Annotated in this window: 17 protein-coding genes and 1 pseudogene; 7 read left to right on the top strand and 11 right to left on the bottom strand. The window is 72.6% G+C overall.

Annotation, left to right across the window (positions count from 1 at the left end):
• Positions 1 to 9: 9 nt before the first annotated feature.
• The gene (locus tag AC5L35_RS34630) at positions 10 to 2967 is read right to left on the bottom strand and encodes an FtsW/RodA/SpoVE family cell cycle protein (protein ID WP_495063972.1); all 2958 of its coding nucleotides are present in this window, start codon (positions 2965 to 2967) and stop codon (positions 10 to 12) included.
• A gap of 22 nt (positions 2968 to 2989) precedes the next feature.
• Positions 2990 to 4228 (bottom strand): hypothetical protein, encoded by a 1239-nt coding sequence (locus AC5L35_RS34625; protein WP_495063971.1) that lies wholly within the window; start codon positions 4226 to 4228, stop codon positions 2990 to 2992.
• Positions 4229 to 4714: 486 nt separating this feature from the next.
• On the opposite strand from AC5L35_RS34625, the gene AC5L35_RS34620 reads away from it, so the two are divergent.
• Both AC5L35_RS34620 and AC5L35_RS34615 read left to right on the top strand, forming a co-directional pair.
• Entirely contained in the window at positions 4715 to 5131 is a 417-nt protein-coding gene (locus AC5L35_RS34620; RefSeq protein WP_495063970.1) for a DUF1810 domain-containing protein, read from the top strand.
• Positions 5132 to 5409: 278 nt separating this feature from the next.
• The gene (locus AC5L35_RS34615; protein ID WP_495063969.1) at positions 5410 to 6585 is read left to right on the top strand and encodes a serine hydrolase domain-containing protein; all 1176 of its coding nucleotides are present in this window, start codon (positions 5410 to 5412) and stop codon (positions 6583 to 6585) included.
• Between the two features lie 36 nt (positions 6586 to 6621).
• Here AC5L35_RS34615 and AC5L35_RS34610 read toward each other — a convergent pair whose 3' ends face one another.
• The 4 genes from AC5L35_RS34610 to AC5L35_RS34595 form a co-directional block, all read right to left on the bottom strand.
• The gene (locus AC5L35_RS34610) at positions 6622 to 6978 is read right to left on the bottom strand and encodes a hypothetical protein (protein WP_495063968.1); all 357 of its coding nucleotides are present in this window, start codon (positions 6976 to 6978) and stop codon (positions 6622 to 6624) included.
• 56 nt (positions 6979 to 7034) lie between these two features.
• The gene (locus AC5L35_RS34605; RefSeq protein WP_495063967.1) at positions 7035 to 7652 is read right to left on the bottom strand and encodes a hypothetical protein; all 618 of its coding nucleotides are present in this window, start codon (positions 7650 to 7652) and stop codon (positions 7035 to 7037) included.
• A 330-nt stretch (positions 7653 to 7982) separates the two neighbouring features.
• Positions 7983 to 8471: a SixA phosphatase family protein gene (locus AC5L35_RS34600; RefSeq protein WP_495063966.1), complete on the bottom strand. Its 489-nt coding sequence runs from the start codon at positions 8469 to 8471 to the stop codon at positions 7983 to 7985.
• Between the two features lie 57 nt (positions 8472 to 8528).
• Complete coding sequence (locus AC5L35_RS34595) at positions 8529 to 8981, bottom strand: DUF5313 family protein (protein ID WP_495063965.1); 453 nt, start codon at positions 8979 to 8981, stop codon at positions 8529 to 8531.
• Positions 8982 to 9329: 348 nt separating this feature from the next.
• On the opposite strand from AC5L35_RS34595, the gene AC5L35_RS34590 reads away from it, so the two are divergent.
• A complete protein-coding gene (locus tag AC5L35_RS34590) occupies positions 9330 to 10568 on the top strand; it encodes an MFS transporter (RefSeq protein ID WP_495063964.1) in 1239 nt (412 codons plus the stop codon).
• Positions 10569 to 10570: 2 nt separating this feature from the next.
• Positions 10571 to 11983, top strand: a complete 1413-nt coding sequence (locus AC5L35_RS34585) for a M20 family metallopeptidase (RefSeq protein ID WP_495063963.1) — start codon at positions 10571 to 10573, stop codon at positions 11981 to 11983.
• A gap of 10 nt (positions 11984 to 11993) precedes the next feature.
• Here the strand turns inward: AC5L35_RS34585 and AC5L35_RS34580 are convergent, their stop codons facing one another.
• Positions 11994 to 13070 carry a 2,3-butanediol dehydrogenase gene (locus AC5L35_RS34580; protein ID WP_495063962.1) on the bottom strand — a complete coding sequence of 359 codons (1077 nt, stop codon included), beginning with the start codon at positions 13068 to 13070 and terminating at the stop codon, positions 11994 to 11996.
• A gap of 208 nt (positions 13071 to 13278) precedes the next feature.
• Between AC5L35_RS34580 and AC5L35_RS34575 the strand changes: the two genes are divergently transcribed.
• Positions 13279 to 13899 (top strand): antibiotic biosynthesis monooxygenase, encoded by a 621-nt coding sequence (locus tag AC5L35_RS34575; RefSeq protein ID WP_495063961.1) that lies wholly within the window; start codon positions 13279 to 13281, stop codon positions 13897 to 13899.
• Between the two features lie 59 nt (positions 13900 to 13958).
• On the opposite strand, the gene AC5L35_RS34570 is transcribed toward AC5L35_RS34575, so the two are convergent.
• The 3 genes from AC5L35_RS34570 to AC5L35_RS34560 all read right to left on the bottom strand — a co-directional run bounded on the left by AC5L35_RS34570 (position 13959) and on the right by AC5L35_RS34560 (position 17487).
• Entirely contained in the window at positions 13959 to 15152 is a 1194-nt protein-coding gene (locus AC5L35_RS34570) for an aminotransferase class V-fold PLP-dependent enzyme (RefSeq protein WP_495063960.1), read from the bottom strand.
• A gap of 482 nt (positions 15153 to 15634) precedes the next feature.
• Complete coding sequence (locus AC5L35_RS34565; protein WP_495063959.1) at positions 15635 to 16330, bottom strand: response regulator; 696 nt, start codon at positions 16328 to 16330, stop codon at positions 15635 to 15637.
• Complete coding sequence (locus AC5L35_RS34560; RefSeq protein WP_495064026.1) at positions 16327 to 17487, bottom strand: sensor histidine kinase; 1161 nt, start codon at positions 17485 to 17487, stop codon at positions 16327 to 16329. The genes AC5L35_RS34565 and AC5L35_RS34560 overlap by 4 nt, the downstream gene beginning before the upstream one ends.
• A 124-nt stretch (positions 17488 to 17611) precedes the next feature.
• On the opposite strand from AC5L35_RS34560, the gene AC5L35_RS34555 reads away from it, so the two are divergent.
• Positions 17612 to 18673 carry a DUF418 domain-containing protein gene (locus AC5L35_RS34555; protein ID WP_495063958.1) on the top strand — a complete coding sequence of 354 codons (1062 nt, stop codon included), beginning with the start codon at positions 17612 to 17614 and terminating at the stop codon, positions 18671 to 18673.
• Between the two features lie 204 nt (positions 18674 to 18877).
• Here the strand turns inward: AC5L35_RS34555 and AC5L35_RS34550 are convergent.
• Positions 18878 to 18997: pseudogene (locus AC5L35_RS34550) on the bottom strand (IS481 family transposase); the annotation flags it as partial.
• Between the two features lie 116 nt (positions 18998 to 19113).
• Here AC5L35_RS34550 and AC5L35_RS34545 point away from each other — a divergent pair.
• On the top strand, positions 19114 to 20294 hold a 1181-nt coding region (locus tag AC5L35_RS34545), incomplete at its 3' end, for an HNH endonuclease signature motif containing protein (protein WP_495063957.1).

Here is a 20294-nt window from a genome sequence, read left to right as displayed (position 1 = left end):
CGGCCGGGATCACCCCCCGGCGGCGGGGTCCTGCACGGGGTCGGTGGCGAGCACCTCGGCCTCGTGGTCGTGGAAGTAGCGCAGTCCCTCGGTGATGAGGCCCTTCACGTTGTTGCCGCCGGTGCCCGGCCCCTGGACGACCGCCGTCATGACCACCCTCGGGTCGGGCATCGGCGCCGCCGCCGACAGCCAGTTGTCGTAGCTGTCATCGGACAGGCTCCCGTCCTGCGCCGTTCCGGTCTTGGCTCCCACCGCGAAGGGCAGGCCGGAGAGGCCGGTGGCGGTACCGCCGGTCACCACGGCGCGCATCCCGTCACGGACGGGGCCGAGCTTGTCGGCGAACGGCACCGCGGTCGGCGCCGGGACGGGCAGCGCCGCGAAGACGCCGCCGCTGGTGCCCGTGGCCATGCCCAGCCGCGGCGTGACCAGTTGGCCGGTGGCCACCCCTGCGGTCCACAGGGCGTTCTGCAGGGGTGTGACCTGCAGGTAGCCCTGTCCGATACCGAGGATCACCGTCGAACCCCCGTACCAGGTGCCGCCGTCGGCGGCCACGCTCTCCGGGGTGCCGATGTAGCCCGGTGACTCGCCGGGCAGGTCGATGCCGGTCCGTTTGCCCACTCCGAGTGCGTGCGCCGCCTCGATGATCGGGCCCGGCCCGAGTGCGTGGGCGAGCTTGTAGAAGTAGACGTCGTTGGACCAGGCGATGGAGTCGACCAGGTTCATGGGGCCCATCGGCTTCCAGTTGCCGAAGGTGTGGTCCCCCAGCGTGAAGCTGCCTCCGGTCGGGATCACGCGCTCGGGCGGGATCACGGGGTTGACCATCGAAGCCGCCGCCACCACCAGCTTGAACGTCGAACCCGGCGGGAGCGCCGCCTGGCTCGAGTGCTCGAGCATGGGGTGGCCGGGGGCGTTCGCCAGCGCCCGCAGCCCGCCCGCGTCGACCGGCGGGCCGTACACGTTGTTGTCGTAGGACGGGACGCTCGCGAGCGCGAGGACCTGCCCGTTGCGCGGGTCCATGGCCAGTGCCGCCCCCACCGCGCGCGGGCTGCGCTGGGCCCGGAGCGCGGCTTCGAGGCCGGTGGTGAGCCGCTGCTGCAGCCCGAGGTCGAGGGAGAGCCGCAGGTCGGCCCCGGGCACGGGCTCCACCCGCTCACCCATCACGACGGGGACGCCGGTCGGCGTCACGTACACGCACTGCCGCCCGTTCACGCCCCGCAGCACCGAGTCGTACTGCTGCTCCAGACCGGCCCGGCCGACGATCTCGCCGGGTGGCAGGTTCGGCCACCGCTGGGTGTCGGTCGGGGTCGCGATGCCGGCGAACCCGATCACGGGGCCGAGGACGGCGCCGGTGGGGTACGTGCGCCTCGCCTCCGGGATCACGAGCACGCCGGTGATCCCGGCCGCCGTGACCGTGTCTCCCACCGGCCGGGGGACCTCCGCCACCGGGAGGGAGAGGGTGGTGTCGGGCGCGGCGTCGAGGGCGGCGCGCACCGCGTCGGTGGGCTGCCCGACGAGGGAGGCGAGGCGGGCGACGTCGTCCGGACGGGACCGCACCAGCGCCGGCACGGCGACGACCTCGACGACGGCGTTCTCCGCGTTCGATGAGCTCACCGCGAGCGGTGCGCCGTGGCGGTCGGTGATGGTCCCCCGCTCTGCGGGGAGCCGGATGCAGCGCGTCATCTGGTCCTGCCCTGCCGCCGCCAACTCGTGGCCGCGCTCGGTCTGCAGGTTCCATCCGTAGAGCCCGAACGACACGAGCAGCGCGGTGGACGCGAGGGCGATCACCCGCATGAGCCGCGGGCGGCGGCGACGCCAGCCCGGCACCGTCCACAGCCGCCGACGTGCTCCTTCGCGACGGATCCCGAGGGCGACGCCGAGCGCGGCGAGGTGCACCAGCAGGGCCGTGCCACCGTAGCTGAGCAGCGGGAACGGCACGCCGGCCAGCGGGAGGAGGCCCAGGTTGCCGCCGACCGACACGATGATCTCGACGCCGAGCAGCACCGCGAGGCCGCCCGCGACGAGGGCGCCGTGCGGCTGGCGCGGCACCCGGCTGGCGAGCGCGAGCCGCCACACCAGCACGATCGCCGCGACGATCACCACCGCGCCCGCGACCAGGCCGAACTGCTCGACGGTGCTGGCCAGCGCGAGGTCGGTCTCCTTCTCGGGCAGGTACTGGGCGAGCAGGCCCGAGAGCGGGTCGCCCGAGCGGCCGAAGAGCGATCCCGAGCCGACGGCGATGTGGGCCTGGCGCACCGCCCACCCGGCGCCCGTCGGTGACTCGTGGGAGCCGACGAGGAAGCTGCCGAGCCGCTCCAGCTGGTAGGGGTGGAGGAACCCGACAGCCAGCGGCGCCACGACGAGGGCAGCCGCGAACAGGGGCAGGATGATCCGGGCGGGGATCCGGCCGATGATCAGCATCGCGACGGTGAGGACGATCAGCAGCATGGTGGTGCTGAGGTCCGGCTGCATCGCCGTGAAGCCGATCGGGACCAGCGCGAGCCCGATCGCGAGGACGAAGCGCTGCCACGCCGACCGCTGCGAACCGAGCACGGCCGCGAGCACGAGCAGCAACCCGAGTTTTGCCAGCTCGGAGGGCTGGAAGGTGAAGCTGCCGATCCCGATCCACCGCGTCGCGCCGTTGAACGTGGAGCCGGCCACCTGCACGGCGGCCAGGAGGGCGACGGCGGCGACGTAGGTCACCCACCCCAGCGCCGTCAGCAGCGTCGAGCGGAACCGCCAGAAGGCCGCCAGCAGGACGACCCCGCCCGCAGCGATGGCTGCCTGCCGCGCGGCCATCTCGAAACCGTCGACGGCGTCGAGGTTGGCCAGCCCGATGCCCACCAGCACGAGCGCCGCGATGATGGCCAGCACGTCCAGCGCGACACCGCCGGTGTCCTTGCGTTTCGCCGGCTCATGACCGTTGGGCTCGCCCGACGCCGGGTGGTCACCATGCTCCACGATCAGCACGACATCGCCTCCTCATCGGTGGTCAGCGCGACGGTTCGGCCGCGGGTGACCCGCAGTCCGCGTCGGCCGGGACGAGCAGGGGAGCGCTGGCCGCGATGGCAGGCAGTTCCGTCACGGCCAGCACGGCGAGGGCGTCGCCGTGGGGCAGCGCGACGGTGACGACCGCATCGGCCCGGTCGCCGTCGGCCGGAACCGTGACGGTGCCACCGGGGACGGTCGACCTCACGTCGGTGCACCGGTCGACCACCTGGAAGGCCCACGTGACCGTCTGGGGTTCGGCCCGCGGCGCCACCACGACCTGCAGCCGGACCCCGCACGTCGCGTCCGGTGCGCATCGGTTGACCGCACGGAGGTCGACTCCCGTGATCGTGCCCGCGGCAGGCGGCTCCGGGGGAACCACGGGTGGAAGGCCCGGCGCGCTGGTCGAGGCCGGCGACCCCGACCGGCCGGCCTCGAGCACGGTCTCGATGTTGCGGGTGATGCCGTCGCGCAGAAAGCTGATCTCGATCATGATCGCCGCGACCAGCACCACGAGGGAGAGCACCCACTTCCAGGTGCGGGCCACCACCGTGCGTACGAGCGACCGGGGCCGGTCCTGCGGCCACGGACGTGGGGTGGCCGGGAGCGGGGGGACGCGCGCCGGCGGCGACGGGGAGAACTCACCGCCACTCACCGCTGAGACCAGCCGGGCCAGCTCGGCCCGCGCGTCGGCGCCGCCCGGCGCATCGGCCTCGCCCAGGATCGCCACGACGGCCCCCATGCCGGCCCCCGGCGCCCGCGCCTCCGCGGCAGCCCGGCCGAGCGCCGCGAGCGGGCCGCCGGCGGGATCGCCCGATGCCGCACCCGGGCGCGACGACGCGGCCGCCAGGTCGCCGAGCAGGCGCGCGGCGGCGTCGAGATCGGCCCTGCTCTCGTCGGGAACCGGGTCGCGTCCTGGCCCGTCGTCGACGAGGAAGCCGCAGCCGTCCCCACCGATGCGCACCGTGTCCAGGCCGAGCCGGACCCGCGACGGGCCGATGCCGGCGCCCCGCTGCTCCTCCAGCCAGGCGAGCACGTCGGCGCCCAGCGCGACGGCCTGGGCGGGGGTCAGGCGCGCGCTGGAGAGCAGCCGGAAGAGGGCGAGCCCGCCCTCTGGGGCGATGCTCCTCCCCGTGGCACGGGCCTCCCCGGGGGCGTGGCGCGACCGCCCCAGGTACCGCCGCAGCAGGGGGTGGAAGCCCCTGTCCGATGCTCGACTCCGACCCGAACCAACTCGCACCATCGATCTGCCACCCTCGGACTCGGGACGTCACAACCGGGGCCTGCCGTGCATGCACGTACCGGCCACTTCGAGGTGAATCGAATACTTCCCGCTGTTCCGGATCAGACCGGCGAGAGGGAGGGTCTTCGTGCCCGGAAATGATGTCCCCGCCCGGCTCGACGGGTCTCGTCTCGTTCGGGTTTTCGGTTCATTCGGCCCCCTGCGCCTCGCACCCCCGTACGTCATCACACCACGTCAGGGCAGTTGCGGGCAGTCCGCGGACGGAAAACCCGCTTACCGGAGGAGCCGCTCCCCGACCGCGCCACAAATCCGTTCGCCGATTCGGACGACGGGGTGGGAAGGAGCACCAATGGCTACACCCGAAAGGGCCCGGCTCACGCTCTGCGATCGGTGCGCATCGACGGATAAGACGCGCGCTCATGGCCGGGACGACGGCGCGACCCGGCCCGGGTTGACGCCATCGGCGGCACCGGCGAGCCTGCTCGGGTGAGCGATCGGTTCCACCTCAGCCGCTTCGTCGACGCGCAGGACGCCGGGGGCACCTACGACCGGGCGCTGCGAGAACTGCGGGCCGGCCGCAAGCGCGGCCACTGGATGTGGTTCGTCTTTCCGCAGATCACCGGGCTCGGCTACAGCGAGACCTCCCGGCACTTCGCCGTCTCCGGCCTCGAGGAGGCACAGGCCTACCTCGCCCACCCGGTGCTCGGGCCACGCCTCGTCGAATCCGCTACGACGCTCGACGGCACCGACGCGGTGGCGGTGTTCGGGCCGGTCGACGCCCAGAAACTGCACTCGTCGATGACGTTGTTCACGCGCGCCGCGCCTGCCGAACAGGTCTTCCGCGATGTGCTCGACCGGTACTTCGGGGGTGGGCCGGACGAGGGCACGACGAGCCGGTTGTAGGCAGCAGCGGGGATCCGGAGCCGAAAGATCCCTGGGCGACCGCCTTTCCCGATCACCGGCGACCATGTTTCGAGCAGCTGATGTTCATCTGTTCGAGCGCATGTCACAACGAGTGATGGCGACACCAATGACATTCCGTTATCGCGATTCTGCGGCATGATGGCGACGTGGAGCCGCACGAAGGATCAATCATCGATCACCCTTCTTCGACGATTGATCCGCCGCGCCCGCCGGGCCGGTCCGGATTCCCGCGCCGGAGCGCAGCAGCGGGGCTGGCCGTGGCGGTCGCACTGGTCGCGGCGGCCTGCGGGGGCGGCAGCAGCGGCGGCCCCGCGAGCACCGGTGGGCCGAGCCCCACTGCGGCGGCCTCCGATCTCGCAACGCGGCTGCGGCCCGTGGTCACCGCGGCGATGGCGGACCTGTCCGTCCCGGGTGCGGTGGTCCTGATCCGTACCCCGACCGGGGAGTACCGGGAGGCGTTCGGCACCCGCCGGGTCCGGGCCGACGACCCGGTCCAGGTCGGCGACTACTTCCGGGTCGGCTCCAACACCAAGACGATGACCGGCACCGTGGTGCTGCAGTTGGTGCAGGAGGGCCGAATCGCCCTGTCGGACCCGGTGTCGAAGTACCGGCCGGAGGTGCCGGGGGGTGCCGGCATCACCATCGAGCAGATGCTCGACATGCGCAGCGGGCTGTTCAACTACACCGAACTCGAGTCGGTCAACCGGACCCTCGACGAGGACCCCACCAAGGCCTGGCGCCCCGAGGAGCTCGTGGCTCTCGGCCTGTCCCGGCCGCCCTACTTCCCACCAGGGCAGGGCTTCCACTACTCGAACACCAACACGGTGCTGCTCGGCCTGATCGTCGAGCAGCTCACCGGGCAGCAGCTCGGGACGGTGTTCCAGCAACGGATCTTCACCCCCCTCGGCCTGAGGAACACGCTGCTGCCCGCCACCACGTCCAACGCCATTCCCGACACCCACCCGCAGGGCTACCTGTTCGGCACGAACGTCTCGACGATGACCGATCCCGCACTCCCGCCCGACCAGCAGGCCGCCGCTCGCAACAGGACCCTGCAGCCCAACGACGTCACCGAGCTCAACCCGTCGTGGGCCTGGGCGGCCGGCGCCGCGATCTCCACCGCCGAGGACCTCGCGACCTACGTCAAGCCGCTCGTGGCCGGAGGGCTGCTCGACCCGGCGGTGCAGAAGCAACGGCTCGACAGCCTGGCCCCCACCAACCCGGCCGACCCGAACAGCGCCTCCTACGGACTGGCACTGGCCCGGTTCGGGCCGATGATCGGCCACGACGGCGCACTGCCCGGCTACCAGTCGTTCATGGGCTACGACCCGGCCGCGGGCAACACCCTCATCGTGCTCACCAACCTGCAGAACGCACCTGACGGCACCCAGGCGGCGAACGACATCGCCAGGCGCCTCATCCCCCTGCTCTGAGCCGCCGCCCGGGTGCCGGTGCCGGAGACCGAAGGATCAGCCCGCGCCGGGTGTGCTCCGGTGACCGGGACCCGCCGGTCCCGCGCCCCCCTCCGTCGACGGCGGCGACGACGGGGCACCGGTGGCTTGCGCGGCAGCCTGCTGGCCCGTGGTGGCGGCGGCGAGCATCTGCTTGGCGAAGATGCGCTGCTGGGCGATGAGGTGCTCGGCGAAGTCGAAGACCGCGTCGAGGACCTCCTCCGGGTTGGCGCCTGCCGGCGCCCCCGCGTGGGTCCGGCCCGTCATCCCCTTCATCAGCTCGGTGCTCTTCTCGGCCCACTGCTGCCACAGGTTCCTGAAGCTCTCCTGGGTACGGCGGGTCAGCTCGGTCAGCTGATCCTGCGAACTGGTCATCGCTCCTCCTCCTGGAAGCTGTCGTGCCCGGCCGGGACGCGGTCGCCGGTGGCCGGCTACCGCCGCCTGTCGGGGCGGGGGGCCGGGCGGGTCCGCCGGGCCGCGGGTTCGGCGGGAGCAGGCCGCTCGCGCTGCTGCGGGCGAGGGCCGGGGCGTCGCCTGCGCTCCCCCGGCTCCCGGTCGCCGTCCCCGGCGGCCCGCTCGTTCCCGTGATCGGCTGCCGGGGCCGGTGGCGGCTCCGCCGGCGCCGTGCGGGGCCTGCGCGTGAGGCGCTGCAGTGTCGCGAGCACCTGTTGGGCCAGGCGCTGCAGGAACCGCAACACCGCGAGGGCGCGCGCGATGACGAGGTTGAACGCGGCGCCCGTACGTACGCGCACCGCCGTCCCGCTCCTGGCGAGGACCCCGGGACCCGTCCGGTCGGACGGCGGCCGGGCGGCCTTGCCGGTCAACGCCTCCCGCAGGCCGGTGCCGCCGCTCTGCACCACCCCGTCGAGCCGGTCGGCGACCCGGTCGACGCGCCCGATGGCCATGTCGACCACGGCCCCCAGCATCACGTTGCCCGCCTCGCTCATCGCCTTGCGGGCGGCTCCGCTCACAGCGCGATCAGGCAACTCCCGGCCGGCACGCAGGGCGCTACCGGTGGCGCGGGTCGCCGTACCCGTCAGGTCGGCCATCTCTCACGTCCCCTCTCGATCCACCCGCCGGGGCTGCCGCTCCGCGGGCATCGGCTGCGGTCGTCAGCGGGCGCGAGGCCGCGATCGTGCGCTGACGTGTGTCGCGCCATGGCGGCGATCGCCGCATGGTCACCGACTCCGCCGACCCGCCGGGAACGACCTCGGCGGCGGCGAAGGACGAGGCGATCGACGCGCGGCAACGACCGTCATCGAACTGCCACCCTGCTCCGGAGGTCCGAAGCTCCGCTCGGGCATCGATGCCCTGCGGGTGGACTCATGGTCCTCGCCGCGCCCCCCTCTCGCAAGACGCGGCGGGCGGGGGGCAGCCGGTCAGCCGCGGGGCGTGGCGTGGGCGACCAGCGTGGCGCCGCCCGCGGCCGTGTTCTCCCAGGATCGGGCGAGGTCCAGCACGGCGATCGCCGACGTCCGCATCTGCGGCGACTCACCGGTCAGCAGGGCGACGAGTTCGGTCACGCCGGGGTTGTGCCCGACCAGTACCGCCTGCCCGGCGCTGTCGGGAAGCTGCGAGACGACGGCGAGCAGCGCGTCGGCCGTCGCCTCGTAGATGCGTTCGTCGAAGACCGGGGCGGGCAGGCCACTGATCACGGCGGCGGCCAGGTTCCAGGTCTGACGGGTGCGGACGGCGGGCGAGCACACGACGACATCGACGTGCTCGCCCCGTTCCCGCAGCCACCGGCCCGCCGCGGGCGCGTCCCGGCGCCCCCGTGCGTTCAGCGGCCGCTCCGCGTCGGGTACGCCGTCCGGCCACGCCGACTTCGCGTGCCGGAGGATCACCAGCCGGCGGGAGCCGTCAGCCATTGCCGTCCCCCTTGCTGATCATGTGCACTCCACCGGCGCATTCTCCCCGAACCGGGCTCATCCGTGGGACTTCCGGCGTTGGGTGCGTTCGAACTCCCACAGGGCCGCGGCGAGCGCCCGGGCCGCGTGGCGTTCCTCCCGGACCCGCGCCGCGGTGCCGTGGTCGTAACCGGCCTTCCACGCGCGGTTCTCGGTGGCCTCGTAGAGGAACCCGAAGGAGTAGGACAGCCCGACCAGCGACCCGCCCACCACGGCCATCAGCCGCACCCACAGCGGTCCCGGGATGAGCACCACCAGCGCGATCCCGACCGGTACCACCTGAACGAGCAACCGCACCAGGTGGCGCAGCGGCCACGTGCGGCAGGTGACGTCGTAGAGCACCCACTGGCGGTACGCCGCGGGCAGCCGACCGCCGACGGCGTACCACAGCCAGCGGACGGGGCCTGGGTGTCGCCGCGCTGTGGAGGCGGCGGAAGAACCCGGTCGCCGGGTGCGGGGTGTCCACCTCATGTCGGGTCCTCCAATCTCCCGGACGAGGAGACGTCCGGCATGGATTCCCTGGGGAGCGACGCGAGCCCGCTCGGCCTGCCCCGGCGCTCTGCGGCGCAAATGCTACGCGTCCTACGCGGCGATTGTCCTGAATCCAGGGGTGAATTCCGGTGGGCCTGCCGGACTCGTTGACGGACGTCGATCACGATGCTGAGAATGACGGGGTGATCGTGCTGACGCGACCTCCGCCCTGACGGCCGATCACCCGGAAGACTCCCCGCGCCCACCCTCAGCGAGGTCGAATTGTCCGGATTCGAAGCGTCCATTCCTCGGTCGGCGTGGCTGCCCCGCGCGCATCCGCTGTCGTGGGTGACGCTCGCGATCACCACCTGCGCGATTCTCATGACGGCGGTCGACGGCGGGATCCTCCCGGCGGTTCTGCCCGCGATCCAGGAGGAGTTCGGGCTCAACTCGACGCAGGCCGGGCTGATCAACTCGGTGTTCTTCGCCGGGCTGATCGTGGGTGCCCTGCTGTTCGGGTGGCTCTCGGACCGGATTGGCACGGGATACCGCCGCACCTGGGCCTGGAACATCGCGATGCTGATCGGCATTCTCGGGGGCGCCCTCACATTCGGCTTCGCGGGCAGCTTCGTGGCGTTCCTCCTGCTGCGCATCCCGATGGGAATCAGCCGGGGTGGCTCCGAGCCGGTGAACGTGGCGCTCGTCAGCGAGTGGTGGCCGAGGGAGCACCGCGGGTTCGCGGTGGGCACGCACCACACCGGCTTCCCGCTCGGGCAGTTCCTCACCGGCGCGCTGATCGCACTCGTCCTCGGGGTGGCGGGCTGGCGGGAGGCCTTCCTGCTCATCCCGCTGCTCGGTATTCCGATCATCGTGGCGCAGACCATCGTCGGCACGCGGCGCAACCAGCAGCGGGTCTACGACTGGATCGACCGCCACGGTCTCACCCGGCCGCTGCCGGAGCTCTCCGTGCGGCACACCGGGTCCGCCCTCGCGCCCGTCAAAGAGGCGTTGAGCAGCGCCAACGTCCGCTGGTCGATCGCCCTGATCTTCCTCTTCCTCTGGGCGGAGGCCGGGGCCGTGACGTTCCTGACCGGGCAGTTGGTGGGCCAGGGCATGAGCCTCCCCACGGCGGCCCTGCTCTCGGGCGCGTCCGGGCTGACGGGCTGGATCGGTCAGGTGGTGTGGGGCGCGTGGTCCGACCACGCCGGGCGCAAGTTCGCCATCCGCTTCCTCGTCATCGGCTGGGCCGTCACCCTGCTCGCCATGATCCTCATCTCGGGCCCGGCGAGTGCCTGGATCGTGCTGTTGGCGTGGGGCCTGTTCCGCAACGCGCCCTTCCCCGTGGTCTACGCGCTGCTCATCGACTCGGTGCCACGGGCGGCGGGCACGGCGATGGGCATCATGATCGGCCTGGCCCTCGGGGTGTCCGGGGTGCTCGCCGCCGCCGTGTCCGGGTGGATCATCGACAGCTTCGGGTTCACCGTGCACTACGTGGTGCTCGCCGCAATCTGCCTGCTGGGCCTGGTCCCGCTGGCCAGGATCACCGAGACGGTCAGCGCCGGGCGAGCCGCCCGGCAGGAGGGATGACGATGACCCGCGCCGACGCCGTCGAGCAGTCCACGTCCTACATCGACTCCGGCGCCTTTCTCGACGACCTGAGCAGGCGGGTGGCGCTGCGCACCGAGAGCCAGGACCCCGGCTCCCTCCCGGTGCTGCACCGCTACCTCGCCGGCGAGATGACCTCCGCTCTCCACCGGCTCGGAGCCGACTGCACCATCGTCGAGAACCCGGTGGCAGGCGGTGGTCCGTTCCTGATCGGGCACCGCCACGAGGGTGCCTCCCTGCCGACCGTGCTGGTCTACGGCCACGGAGACGTCGTGCTCGGCCAGCCCGAGCGGTGGCGCGGCGGGCTCTCCCCCTGGGAGATCCACATCGAGGGAGACCGCTGGTACGGACGGGGAACCGCCGACAACAAGGGCCAGCACACCCTCAACATCGCCGCGCTCGAGCACGTGATGGCGGCCCGGGGTGGCCGGCTCGGGTTCAACCTCACGGTGCTGATCGAGACCGGCGAGGAGGCAGGCTCACCCGGCCTGCGCGAGATGTGCGAGCAACGGGCCGACGACCTCGCCGCCGACCTGCTGCTGGCCTCCGACGGGCCCCGGCTGGCCGCCGACCGGCCCACGGTGTTCCTCGGTTCCCGCGGTTCGGTCGCGTTCACGCTCAGCCTGAACCTGCGCGAGGGCACCCACCACTCCGGCAACTGGGGCGGCCTGCTGCGCAACCCCGCCACCGTGCTCGCCAACGCACTCGCCGGCATGGTCGACGGGCGCGGCGTCATCCTGGTCGACGGCCTACGCGCACCGGAGATCCCGGACGCGGTGCGCCGGGCACTCGCGGACGTCTCCCCCGGTGGCGGGCCGACCGACCCGGACATCGACGACGGCTGGGGCGAGCCGGGGCTGACCCCCGCCGAACGCGTGATGGGCGGCAACGCACTCGAGGTGCTGGCGTTCGTCGCCGGCACGCCGGACGCGCCGGTCAACGCGATCCCGGCGACGGCACGGGCCCACTGCCAGCTGCGGTTCGTGGTGGGCACCCCGTGGCAGGACCTGGGCCGGCTCGTGCGCGAGCACCTCGACGCGCAGGGCTACCCCATGGTCGACGTCCAGGTGGACAGCACCATGGCGGCCACCCGGCTGAGCCCCGACGACCCGTGGGTGCGGTGGGCCGTCGCGTCGATCGAGCGGAGCACGCAGAAGGCCCCCGTCGTGCTGCCCAACCTGGGCGGGTCGCTGCCCAACGACGTCTTCGCCGAGGTCATCGGCATGCCGACGGTCTGGGTGCCGCACTCGTACCCGGCGTGCGCCCAGCACGGGCCCGACGAGCACCTCCTCGGTTCGGTGGCCCGCGAAGGGATCCGGATGATGTCCGGGCTCTTCTGGGATCTGGGCGAGCTGGGCAGCACCCGGCCCGGCTCCGCAGCAGCGACAGCGGAGTAGCCGCCTGAGCTCAGGCCGGCAGCGTCTTCGGCGAGACGAGGATCTTCACGTTCTCCTCCTTGTTGTCGATCAGCTGCCGGAAGCCGCCGCTGACCAGGTCGTCGAGCCCGATCCGGCCGGTGATGAACTGCTCGGCGTCGACCTTCCCGTCGCGGAGCAGGGCGATGACGTCGGGATGGTCGCCGCAGTAGGCGAGCGAGCCGATGAGCGTCACCTCGCTCATCACCAGATCGTTCACCGCGACCCGCGGCACGTGGCCCCAGATCGCGACGTTCACGACGGTTCCGCCCGGCCGGACGGACCCGATCGCCGACGCGAGCACGGCGTCGATCCCGGCGCACTCGAACGCGACGTCCACTCCCGCTCCGCCGGTGACGTCGCGGATGGCCGTCGCCGCGTCGTCGGTGGTCGGGTCGACGACGACGTCCGCGCCCGCACCCGCACCCGCCGCCTTCGCCTTACGGGCGGCCGCGGGCTCGACCACGATCACCGTGGCCGCCCCTGCTGCCCGCAGCGCTGCGGTCGTGACCAGCCCGATCGGCCCGGCGCCGAACACCGCGGCGGTGCCACCCTCCCGCAGGCCGGAGAGCCGCACGGCGTGGTAGCCGACGGCCAGCGGCTCGACCAGCGCGCCGATGCCCGTCGGCAGGTCACCGAGCGGGTGGACCCAGCGGGAGTCGACGACGCACCGCTCGGCGAAGCCGCCCTGGTCCCCGCTCAGCCCGACGAAGCCCAGGCTGCGGCAGATGTTGTAGCGCCCGGCCGCGCAGGCCGCGCACGTCCCGCACACCCAGTACGGCTCGACGGCCACCCGGTCCCCCTCGGAGACGCCCGTGACGCCGGGTCCCACCGCCGAGACCACGCCGGCGAACTCGTGACCGAGGACGACCGGCATCTCGACGCCGGTGATCGGGTGCGGCGCGCCCTTCCCCGGGATGAAGATCGGGCCTTCGAGGAACTCGTGGAGGTCGGTGCCGCAGATGCCGCACCAGTCGACCGACACCTCCACCTGGCCGTCCCGGACCTGCGGATCCGGCACGTCGTCGATGCGGATGTCGCCGGGACCGTGGAACCGTGCAGCGCGCACGTGACCTCCTGTGGTGGAGCCGCGGAACAGGGCGAGCCGTGCGTCGAGTCAACCCACCACGTCGGCGCGGGGCAACGGTTGCAGCGGGGTTGCAGGTCGATCTTCACGGATGGACGCGCGGGGATTGCCACACCAGGACCGCGCGGGAAGTGTGTTCGGCGACCGGCGGCGCCGCCGGGGCGCCACCCCGATCGGAAGGGGGTGGATCGTGTACGCACGCTCCACCACAGTCCGCGCACATCCCGAGTCGATCGACGCGGGAGTCGCACACATCCGCGACGAGGTCATGCCGATGTGTCTGGAGACCGAAGGGTGCATCGGCCTGTCCATGCTGGTCGACCGCACGTCGGGTCACTGCATCATCACGACCGCCTGGCAGGACGAGGCGGCCATGCGCGCCAGCGAGGACCGGCTGCGCCCCGTCCGCGAACACGCCGCCGAGATGCTCGGCGGCAGGCCGCAGGTCGACGAGTGGGAGATCGCCGTCCTGCACCGGGACCACACCTCGGAGCCGGGCGCGTGCGTCCGCGCCACCTGGGTGCGGACGGACCTGCAGGGCACCAACCACCTCGTCGACGTCTACCGGATGGGGCTGCTGCCGGAGATCCAGGCCTTCGGCGGGTTCTGCAGCGCCAGCCTGATGGTCGACCGCACCTCCGGGTATGCCGTCTCCTCGGTGACCTTCGACAGCCGCGACGCCATGATGCGCAACCGCGAAGCGGGCGCCGCGTTGCGGGAACGGGCCTCCGGTGAGACCGGCTCCGAAATCGTCGAGGTCGGTGAGTTCGAACTGGCGCTCGCGCACCTGCGGGTGCCCGAGATGGCCTGACCGGCACCGCGACGACGGGAGCGCCCGCAAACAGGCGGGCGCTCCCCCGTGGCCGGGGCTCAGCCGGGCGTGCCCCGCGCGGGCAGCGCGGCCACGAGCCGGTCGAGCTCGTCCTCGGTGTTGTAGTAGTGCACCGAGGCGCGCACCAGTTCGGTCAGCCCGCGGCGGGGCATGTCCAGCTGGGCCGACCTGGCCCGGGAGACCGTGGTGCGCACCCCGCGCTCGCGCAGCACCTGCTGCACCTGCTCGCAGGGGACGCCCTCGACGGTGAAGCTGACGATGCCGCTGCGCCGGACGCCCAGGTCGTGGACCCGGACCCCGTCCACCGCCCGCAGCCGGTCGCGCAGCATCTCGGCCAGTGCCGTGACGCGGGCCTCGATCGCCTCCAGCCCCCAGTCCAGGGCGTAGTCGACGGCGACGCCCAACCCGATCCGGGCGGCGACGTCGCTCTCCCAGTTCTCGAAGCGCCGGGCGTCGGGCCGCATCTCGTAGCGGTCCGGAGCCGTCAACGTGGCGGCGTGCAGGTCCAGGAACGGCGGGTCCAGGCGCTCGACCAGCGCGCGGCGGACGTACAGGAAACCCGTCCCGCGCGGCCCGCGCAGGAACTTGCGGCCGGTGGCGGAGAGCAGGTCGCACCCGATCCGCTCGACGTCGACACTCAGCTGCCCCACCGACTGGCAGGCGTCGAGCAGGAACGGCACGCCGGCCGCGCGGGCGACAGCGCCGACCTCCTCGGCGGGGTTGACCAGCCCGCCGTGCGTCGGGACGTGCGTCATCGCGATGAGCCCGACGCGCCCCCCGCCGTCCTGCAGGCGCCTGCACAGGTCGGCCACCGACAGCTGACCGTGCTCGTCGTCGTCGACGACCTCCACCACCGCGCCGGTGCGCGCGGCGACCTGCAGGAAGGCGATGACGTTGCTGGCGTACTCCGCGCGAGCGGTCAGGATCCGGTCGCCGGGCCGGAACGGCAGGGCGTAGAAGGCCATGTCCCACGCGCGCGTGGCGTTCTCGACGAGTGCGACCTCGTCCTGCCCGCAGCCCAGGAGCCGCGCCACGGCCGCGTAGGTGCTGTCGATCTGGTCGGCCGCGACGGCGGCCGCCTCGTAACCACCCACCTCCGCCTCCCGGCGAAGGTGGCCGACCACCGCCTCGGTCACCTGCCGCGGCGGAAGCGCCGCCCCGGCGTTGTCCAGATGCGCCACGCCGTGCGCGCCGGGGGTGTCGCGCCGGGCCCGCCCGATGTCGAAGTCCACGTGATCAGAGGTTAGTGCTCCGATCGGGATGTTCATCGGGTTGCCGCTCTTGTCGGCAGGTGTGGGCGGTTGGACCGGGGCGCGGGGGTAGCTACTACGGAGAGTCTTCGGACACCCCTCGGCCCAGCCGGCGGTTCACGGCATCGGCCAGCCGGACTCCGAACAACGCACCGCCGGTACCAGCCAGCGCGGCGGCTACGAACCCCATCACCTGAATCAACACGTCCAGCGTTTTCCTCTTCGTCGTTCCCACTATTGCGGGAATGTCCTGATTGTCGAACCATCCGTATCCGGCGCGACCGGCCCAGCAGCGGCATCACCCGCGTACCAAAAGCGTGGACGCCGTTCTCGAAATCGTCAAACGTGAGCATCATCGCCTTGACACCAGGAATGTCAGCCACTAGATCGACCTGACCGGCACCAGGTCTCCCATTCGCCTGAGTGAGCTGATCGTTACGGACGCGGTCGACGGGCGCCGGGTGCTATCTGCGACGCCGTGGGTCGTGGCCGGAGACCCGGCCCGCAGCACAGTGGACGATGCCGTTCTCCCAGGCCCAGGCTGCGATCCCGACCCGGTTGCGCACCCCGAGCTTGGCCTGGATCCCCGACAGATGGCTCTTCACCGTGCTCAACGAGATGAACAACTCGGCGGCGATCTCCTGGTTGGTACGACCTCCGGCCACCGCACGAACGACCTCGATCTCCCGGTCCGACAGCACCTGGACCGGCCTGCCGGGCGGGTTCACCCCGGCACCCATCAGGTGGCGGAGCAACCGCACGGTGATCGACGGCGAGACCAGCGCGTCCCCGGCACTCGCCGCCCGGACGGCCTCGACGAGCAGCGCGGGGCCTGCGTCCTTCAGGAGGAAGCCGACCGCCCCGCCCCGCAACGCGCGGTACACGTAGTCGTCGAGGTCGAAGGTGGTGACCACGACCACCCGCATCGGGTTGGCGACGCCGGGGCCCGCCAGCGCGCGGGTGACCTCGATGCCGTCGAGGCGCGGCATGCGGATGTCGACGAGGCAGACGTCCGGACGGAGTCGCCGGGCGAGAGCCACCGCCTCGGCGCCGTCCGCGGCCTCCCCCACGACGGTGATGTCGGGCTGGTCCTCGAGTATGAGCCGCAAGCCGCTGCGTACCAGCGCCTGGTCGTCCGCCAGCAGCACCGTGATGCTCATCGGCGCACCCGCTCGGAGACCGGCAGCGTGGCACGTACGGCCCAGCCGGCGCCGGGGCACGGGCCGGCGCACAACGTGCCACCGAGGGCCTCGACGCGCTCACGCATCCCGATCAGGCCGTAGCCGCCGTGGTGGCGGTGCGTCGCCTGCGGCCCGTCGTCGACGACGGCGACGGTGACGCACTGGTGATCCTGATCGACGTCGACCGTGACCGCACGAGCCTGGGACGCGTGGCGTGCGATGTTGGTGAGCGACTCCTGCACCACCCGGTAGACGGTGCCGGCCACCTCGGGTGGCCACGCGGTCCGGTCGTCGGGCACGCGCAGGCACACCGCCGGGCCCTGCTCTTCGAAGCGTTCGACCAGGTCGCTGAGCTGTTCCGGTCCCGACGTGGCAGGGTCCGCGTCCCCCGTGTCACGCAGGAGCCCGACGACGCGACGCATCGCGTCCAACCCTTCGGAGCCGGCGGCCTCGATGCCGGCCAGCGACGCCTGGACGCCGGCCAGCGGCCCGTCGAGGCACCCGGGCTGCTTGCGAGTGACGAGTTGGGCCGCCTGGGCCTGCAGGATGATGCCGGTGAGGTGATGGGCCGCGACGTCGTGCAGTTCCCTGGCCAGTTTCATCCGCTCGTCGCGGCGCACCGACTCGGCGACGGCCCGACGGCGCACGTCGAGCAGCCGCAGGCCCAGCCCGACCGCCAGGGCGGCGGCCCATCCCGCGCCGTTCAGCACCGTCACTCCCGCGACTCCGGAGGTGGGCGGCAGGTCGGCGAGCCAGGTGCCGGCGACCACCGCGAACCCGCAGGCCGCGATCGCGGCAGCCGACGCGGCCGGAAGTGCTCTGATCGACGATCCGACCAGCACGGACAGACCCAGGGCCACGGCGGGACCGGGCTCGGCCGGTAGCTGGGCGCCCCGGGCGACGAGGATGGCGACGGCGGCGACCGCCAGGCCCGCGACCGTCCCCCAGGTCCGGAGGTGCCTGCGCGCCAGGGCGACCGCGCACACCACGACGCCGGCCAGGCAGCCGAACACCCAGTAGCCCCCGCCCCAACTGGTCACCACGGCGGTCGCCTGGACGACGAGCGCAGCGGCGAAGACCACGCCGAGCCCGACGTCGGCCACGGCCCGAGCCGTCCGCGGCAGCCGGTCCCCCATGCTCACGCCGCTCAGACTAGAGAACGTGACGCGGGCCCCGAACCGGTCGAAAGTACGGTCACCACGGACGCGAACCAGCCTTTGCACGGGTGCCGGCACCGACCGCGATGTCGACGCTGAGCCGATGCCTCATGACGCTCCCCATCGCACCCCGGACTCTCCCGGACGGCACGCCGAACCCGGACCGCCCCTCGTCCCCCCTCGAGCGCGCATCGCCGCGCTCGACGTCATCCGCGGGTTCGCGCTGTGCGGGATCGTGCTGGTCAACATCAGACCGATCGCCGCCATGGGCGGCTTCCTGCCGCCGTCACCGGCGGGCGTGGACGACGGGTTCGCCTGGCTGGGGCTGTTCACCGAGCTGCGCTTCTTCCCGATCTTCGCGCTGCTCTTCGGTATCGGGTTCCAGTTGCTGCTGCACTCGGCGTCGAACCGCGCCGCGCGGCCGCGGCTGCTCCTGCTCCGCCGGCTGCTGGCGCTGCTCGTGGTGGGCCTGGCGCACCACGTGCTGCTGTGGCAGGGCGACATCCTGACCATCTACGCCGTCGTCGGCCTGGTGGTGCTGCTGCCGTCGACCTGGTTGCCGCGGTGGACCGTGGCCGCTCTCGCCGCCCTGCTCATCCCGGCATCGGTGATCGTCGCCGGCGGCCAGGTCTCGCTGGTCCCCGGGCTGTTCCTGCTGGGCTCGGCGCTGGTCCGGTACGGGGTGGTCGACCGGCTGGAGAGCTCCACCCGGGTACCGGCCGTGCTGGGCCTGGTCCTCGTGACGGGGGCGGCGCCCGCCCTGTGGTGGCAGACCCGGCAGCTCGGTGACATGGGCAGCTCGGACTTCAGCCGCTCGATGACCCTGGCCGGGGTGCTGATCGCGGGCGTCTACGTCTGCACCCTCCTGGTCGTGCTCAGGACACCGCTGCGACCGGCGCTGCAGGCGGTGTTCGCGCCGCTGGGCCGGATGGCGCTCACCAACTACCTGGCCGCCACGGTCCTCGTGCTGGCGGCCGCCCACACGCTCGGCGGACCTCCGGAGGCCTGGTCGCGGGCGACGGTGTTCATGATCGCCGGCGCCGTCCTCACCGCCGAGTGGCTGTTCTCCACGCTGTGGCTGCGCCGATACCAGCAGGGCCCGCTCGAATGGCTCTGGCGCTGGGCGACGTGGGCACAGCGCCCACCCCTGCGCCGCGCCCCCTGACCGCCGCTAGCTGTAATGCCCAGCCGGGTTGTTGACTCGGCTGATGAGTGGGTGGCCGCCGAGCGGGGTGTGGCCGTGGTGGGCTTTCTCGTCGGGGTGGATCTCGGCGTAGGCCAGGCGGGCGTGGCCGTCGACGGCGGCGTGGACGGAGTTGAACCCGACTCGTGGGCCGGTGCGGGTCTGGCGGGACCGGTCGCTGTCGCGGAGCCGGCCGAGCTTCTTCACATCCACGTGCACCAGCTCGCCCGGGCGGGCGCGTTCGCAGCGGCAGATCACCGTGCCGGTGGGGCGGTCGAGCCAGGCCGGCCGGGCGAGTCCGTGGCGGGTCGGACGGCGTGGAGCGAGGCGAGTCCGGCAGGCCACCGCCACGAGCGCTGAACGGCCCGATGACCTGCGACGACGAGCATCTGTTCGAACATACGTTCGAGTATGATGGAGGGGTGTCGGACAGCCCGCTCACCACCGCGCATCGCCTCCTGGTCGAGGCGATCGACGCGCTGTCCGCGGCCGCTGACGCCGGCGCCACCGATGACGACCTGCTGTCCGTGCTCACCCTGTGCGAAGGCACCAGCAGGCGGCTGGACCGGGTCGTCCTGGCCGCCGTGTCCACGCTGGAGCGGCGCGGGACGTTCGCCGAGCGGGGCTACAAATCCACTCCGGCGGCGTTGGGGGATCTGCTCGGGTGGGAGCGGTTCGAAGCCCGCACCCGGGTGGTCGCCGCCGAACAGGTGTGTCCGCGGGTGAGCCTCGACGGCACCGCGCTACCCGCCCGACTGCCCGCCACCGCCACAGTGTTCGCCGCCGGCGCCACCGGGCTGCGGCATGTCACGGTGATCGCGCGGGTGCTCGCGAGCCCGGCCGCGGCGCGGCTCACGCCGGAGGTGTGGGCCGGCGCTGAGACGCAACTCGCGGAGAAGGCGGCCGTCTACAGCCCGTCGGAGCTGCAGACCTGGGGTATCGCGCTCGTCGAAGCTCTCGATGCGGACGGGCCGGAGCCCGACGACCGGCCTCCTGCCCCGGTGAACGAGTTGCACCTGGTCCGTCACCGCGGGAAGGCGGGCGGCACCCTCAAAGCCCGGTTCGATGACGCGGCCATGTTCGACGCCATCGCCACCGTGATCGACGCCCACGCCCGACCGGTCAGCGGCGACGAGCAGCGCAGCGCCGCTCAACGCCAGGCCGAAGCGCTCGCGGATGTGTGCGGGTATGTGCTCGACCACGGTGAGGTGCCCGAGTGCGGCGGGCGCCGCCCGCACCTGAGCGTGCTGATCCGCCTCGAAGACCTGGAGAACCGGGCCCGCGCCGCCTGCCTCGACTTCGGCGGCACCCTCTCGCCGGAGTCATTGCGGATGCTGGCCTGCGATGCCGCGGTCGTCCCGGTCGTGCTCAACGGGACGGGCCAGCCCCTCGACGTCGGGCGGGCCACCCGCACCATTCCCGACGGGCTGCGCCGGGCGATCGCCGCCCGCGACCGTGGCTGCGCCGGCTGCGGCCGGCCACCATCCTGGTGCGAGGTCCACCACATCACGGCCTGGCACGACGGTGGCGACACCGCCCTGCACAACTGCGTGATGCTCTGCCGGGCGTGTCACCGCCTGCAGCACCACTCCGAATGGGAAGT

It is taken from the genome of Pseudonocardia sp. OZ21 (assembly GCF_059359135.1).
Note: the sequence above shows the minus strand (reverse complement) of the source record. Positions and strands in the feature narration are given on the sequence as shown.

What these genes read in the sequence shown, in the direction of transcription:
- AC5L35_RS34625 (WP_495063971.1), bottom strand. Translation starts at nt 4,228, where the DNA reads ATGGTGCGAGTTGGTTCGGGTCGGAGTCGAGCATCGGACAGGGGCTTC.
- AC5L35_RS34610 (WP_495063968.1), bottom strand. Translation starts at nt 6,978, where the DNA reads ATGACCAGTTCGCAGGATCAGCTGACCGAGCTGACCCGCCGTACCCAG.
- AC5L35_RS34605 (WP_495063967.1), bottom strand. Translation starts at nt 7,652, where the DNA reads ATGGCCGACCTGACGGGTACGGCGACCCGCGCCACCGGTAGCGCCCTG.
- AC5L35_RS34600 (WP_495063966.1), bottom strand. Translation starts at nt 8,471, where the DNA reads ATGGCTGACGGCTCCCGCCGGCTGGTGATCCTCCGGCACGCGAAGTCG.
- AC5L35_RS34595 (WP_495063965.1), bottom strand. Translation starts at nt 8,981, where the DNA reads ATGAGGTGGACACCCCGCACCCGGCGACCGGGTTCTTCCGCCGCCTCC.
- AC5L35_RS34585 (WP_495063963.1), top strand. Translation starts at nt 10,571, where the DNA reads ATGACCCGCGCCGACGCCGTCGAGCAGTCCACGTCCTACATCGACTCC.
- AC5L35_RS34565 (WP_495063959.1), bottom strand. Translation starts at nt 16,330, where the DNA reads ATGAGCATCACGGTGCTGCTGGCGGACGACCAGGCGCTGGTACGCAGC.
- AC5L35_RS34560 (WP_495064026.1), bottom strand. Translation starts at nt 17,487, where the DNA reads ATGGGGGACCGGCTGCCGCGGACGGCTCGGGCCGTGGCCGACGTCGGG.
- AC5L35_RS34555 (WP_495063958.1), top strand. Translation starts at nt 17,612, where the DNA reads ATGCCTCATGACGCTCCCCATCGCACCCCGGACTCTCCCGGACGGCAC.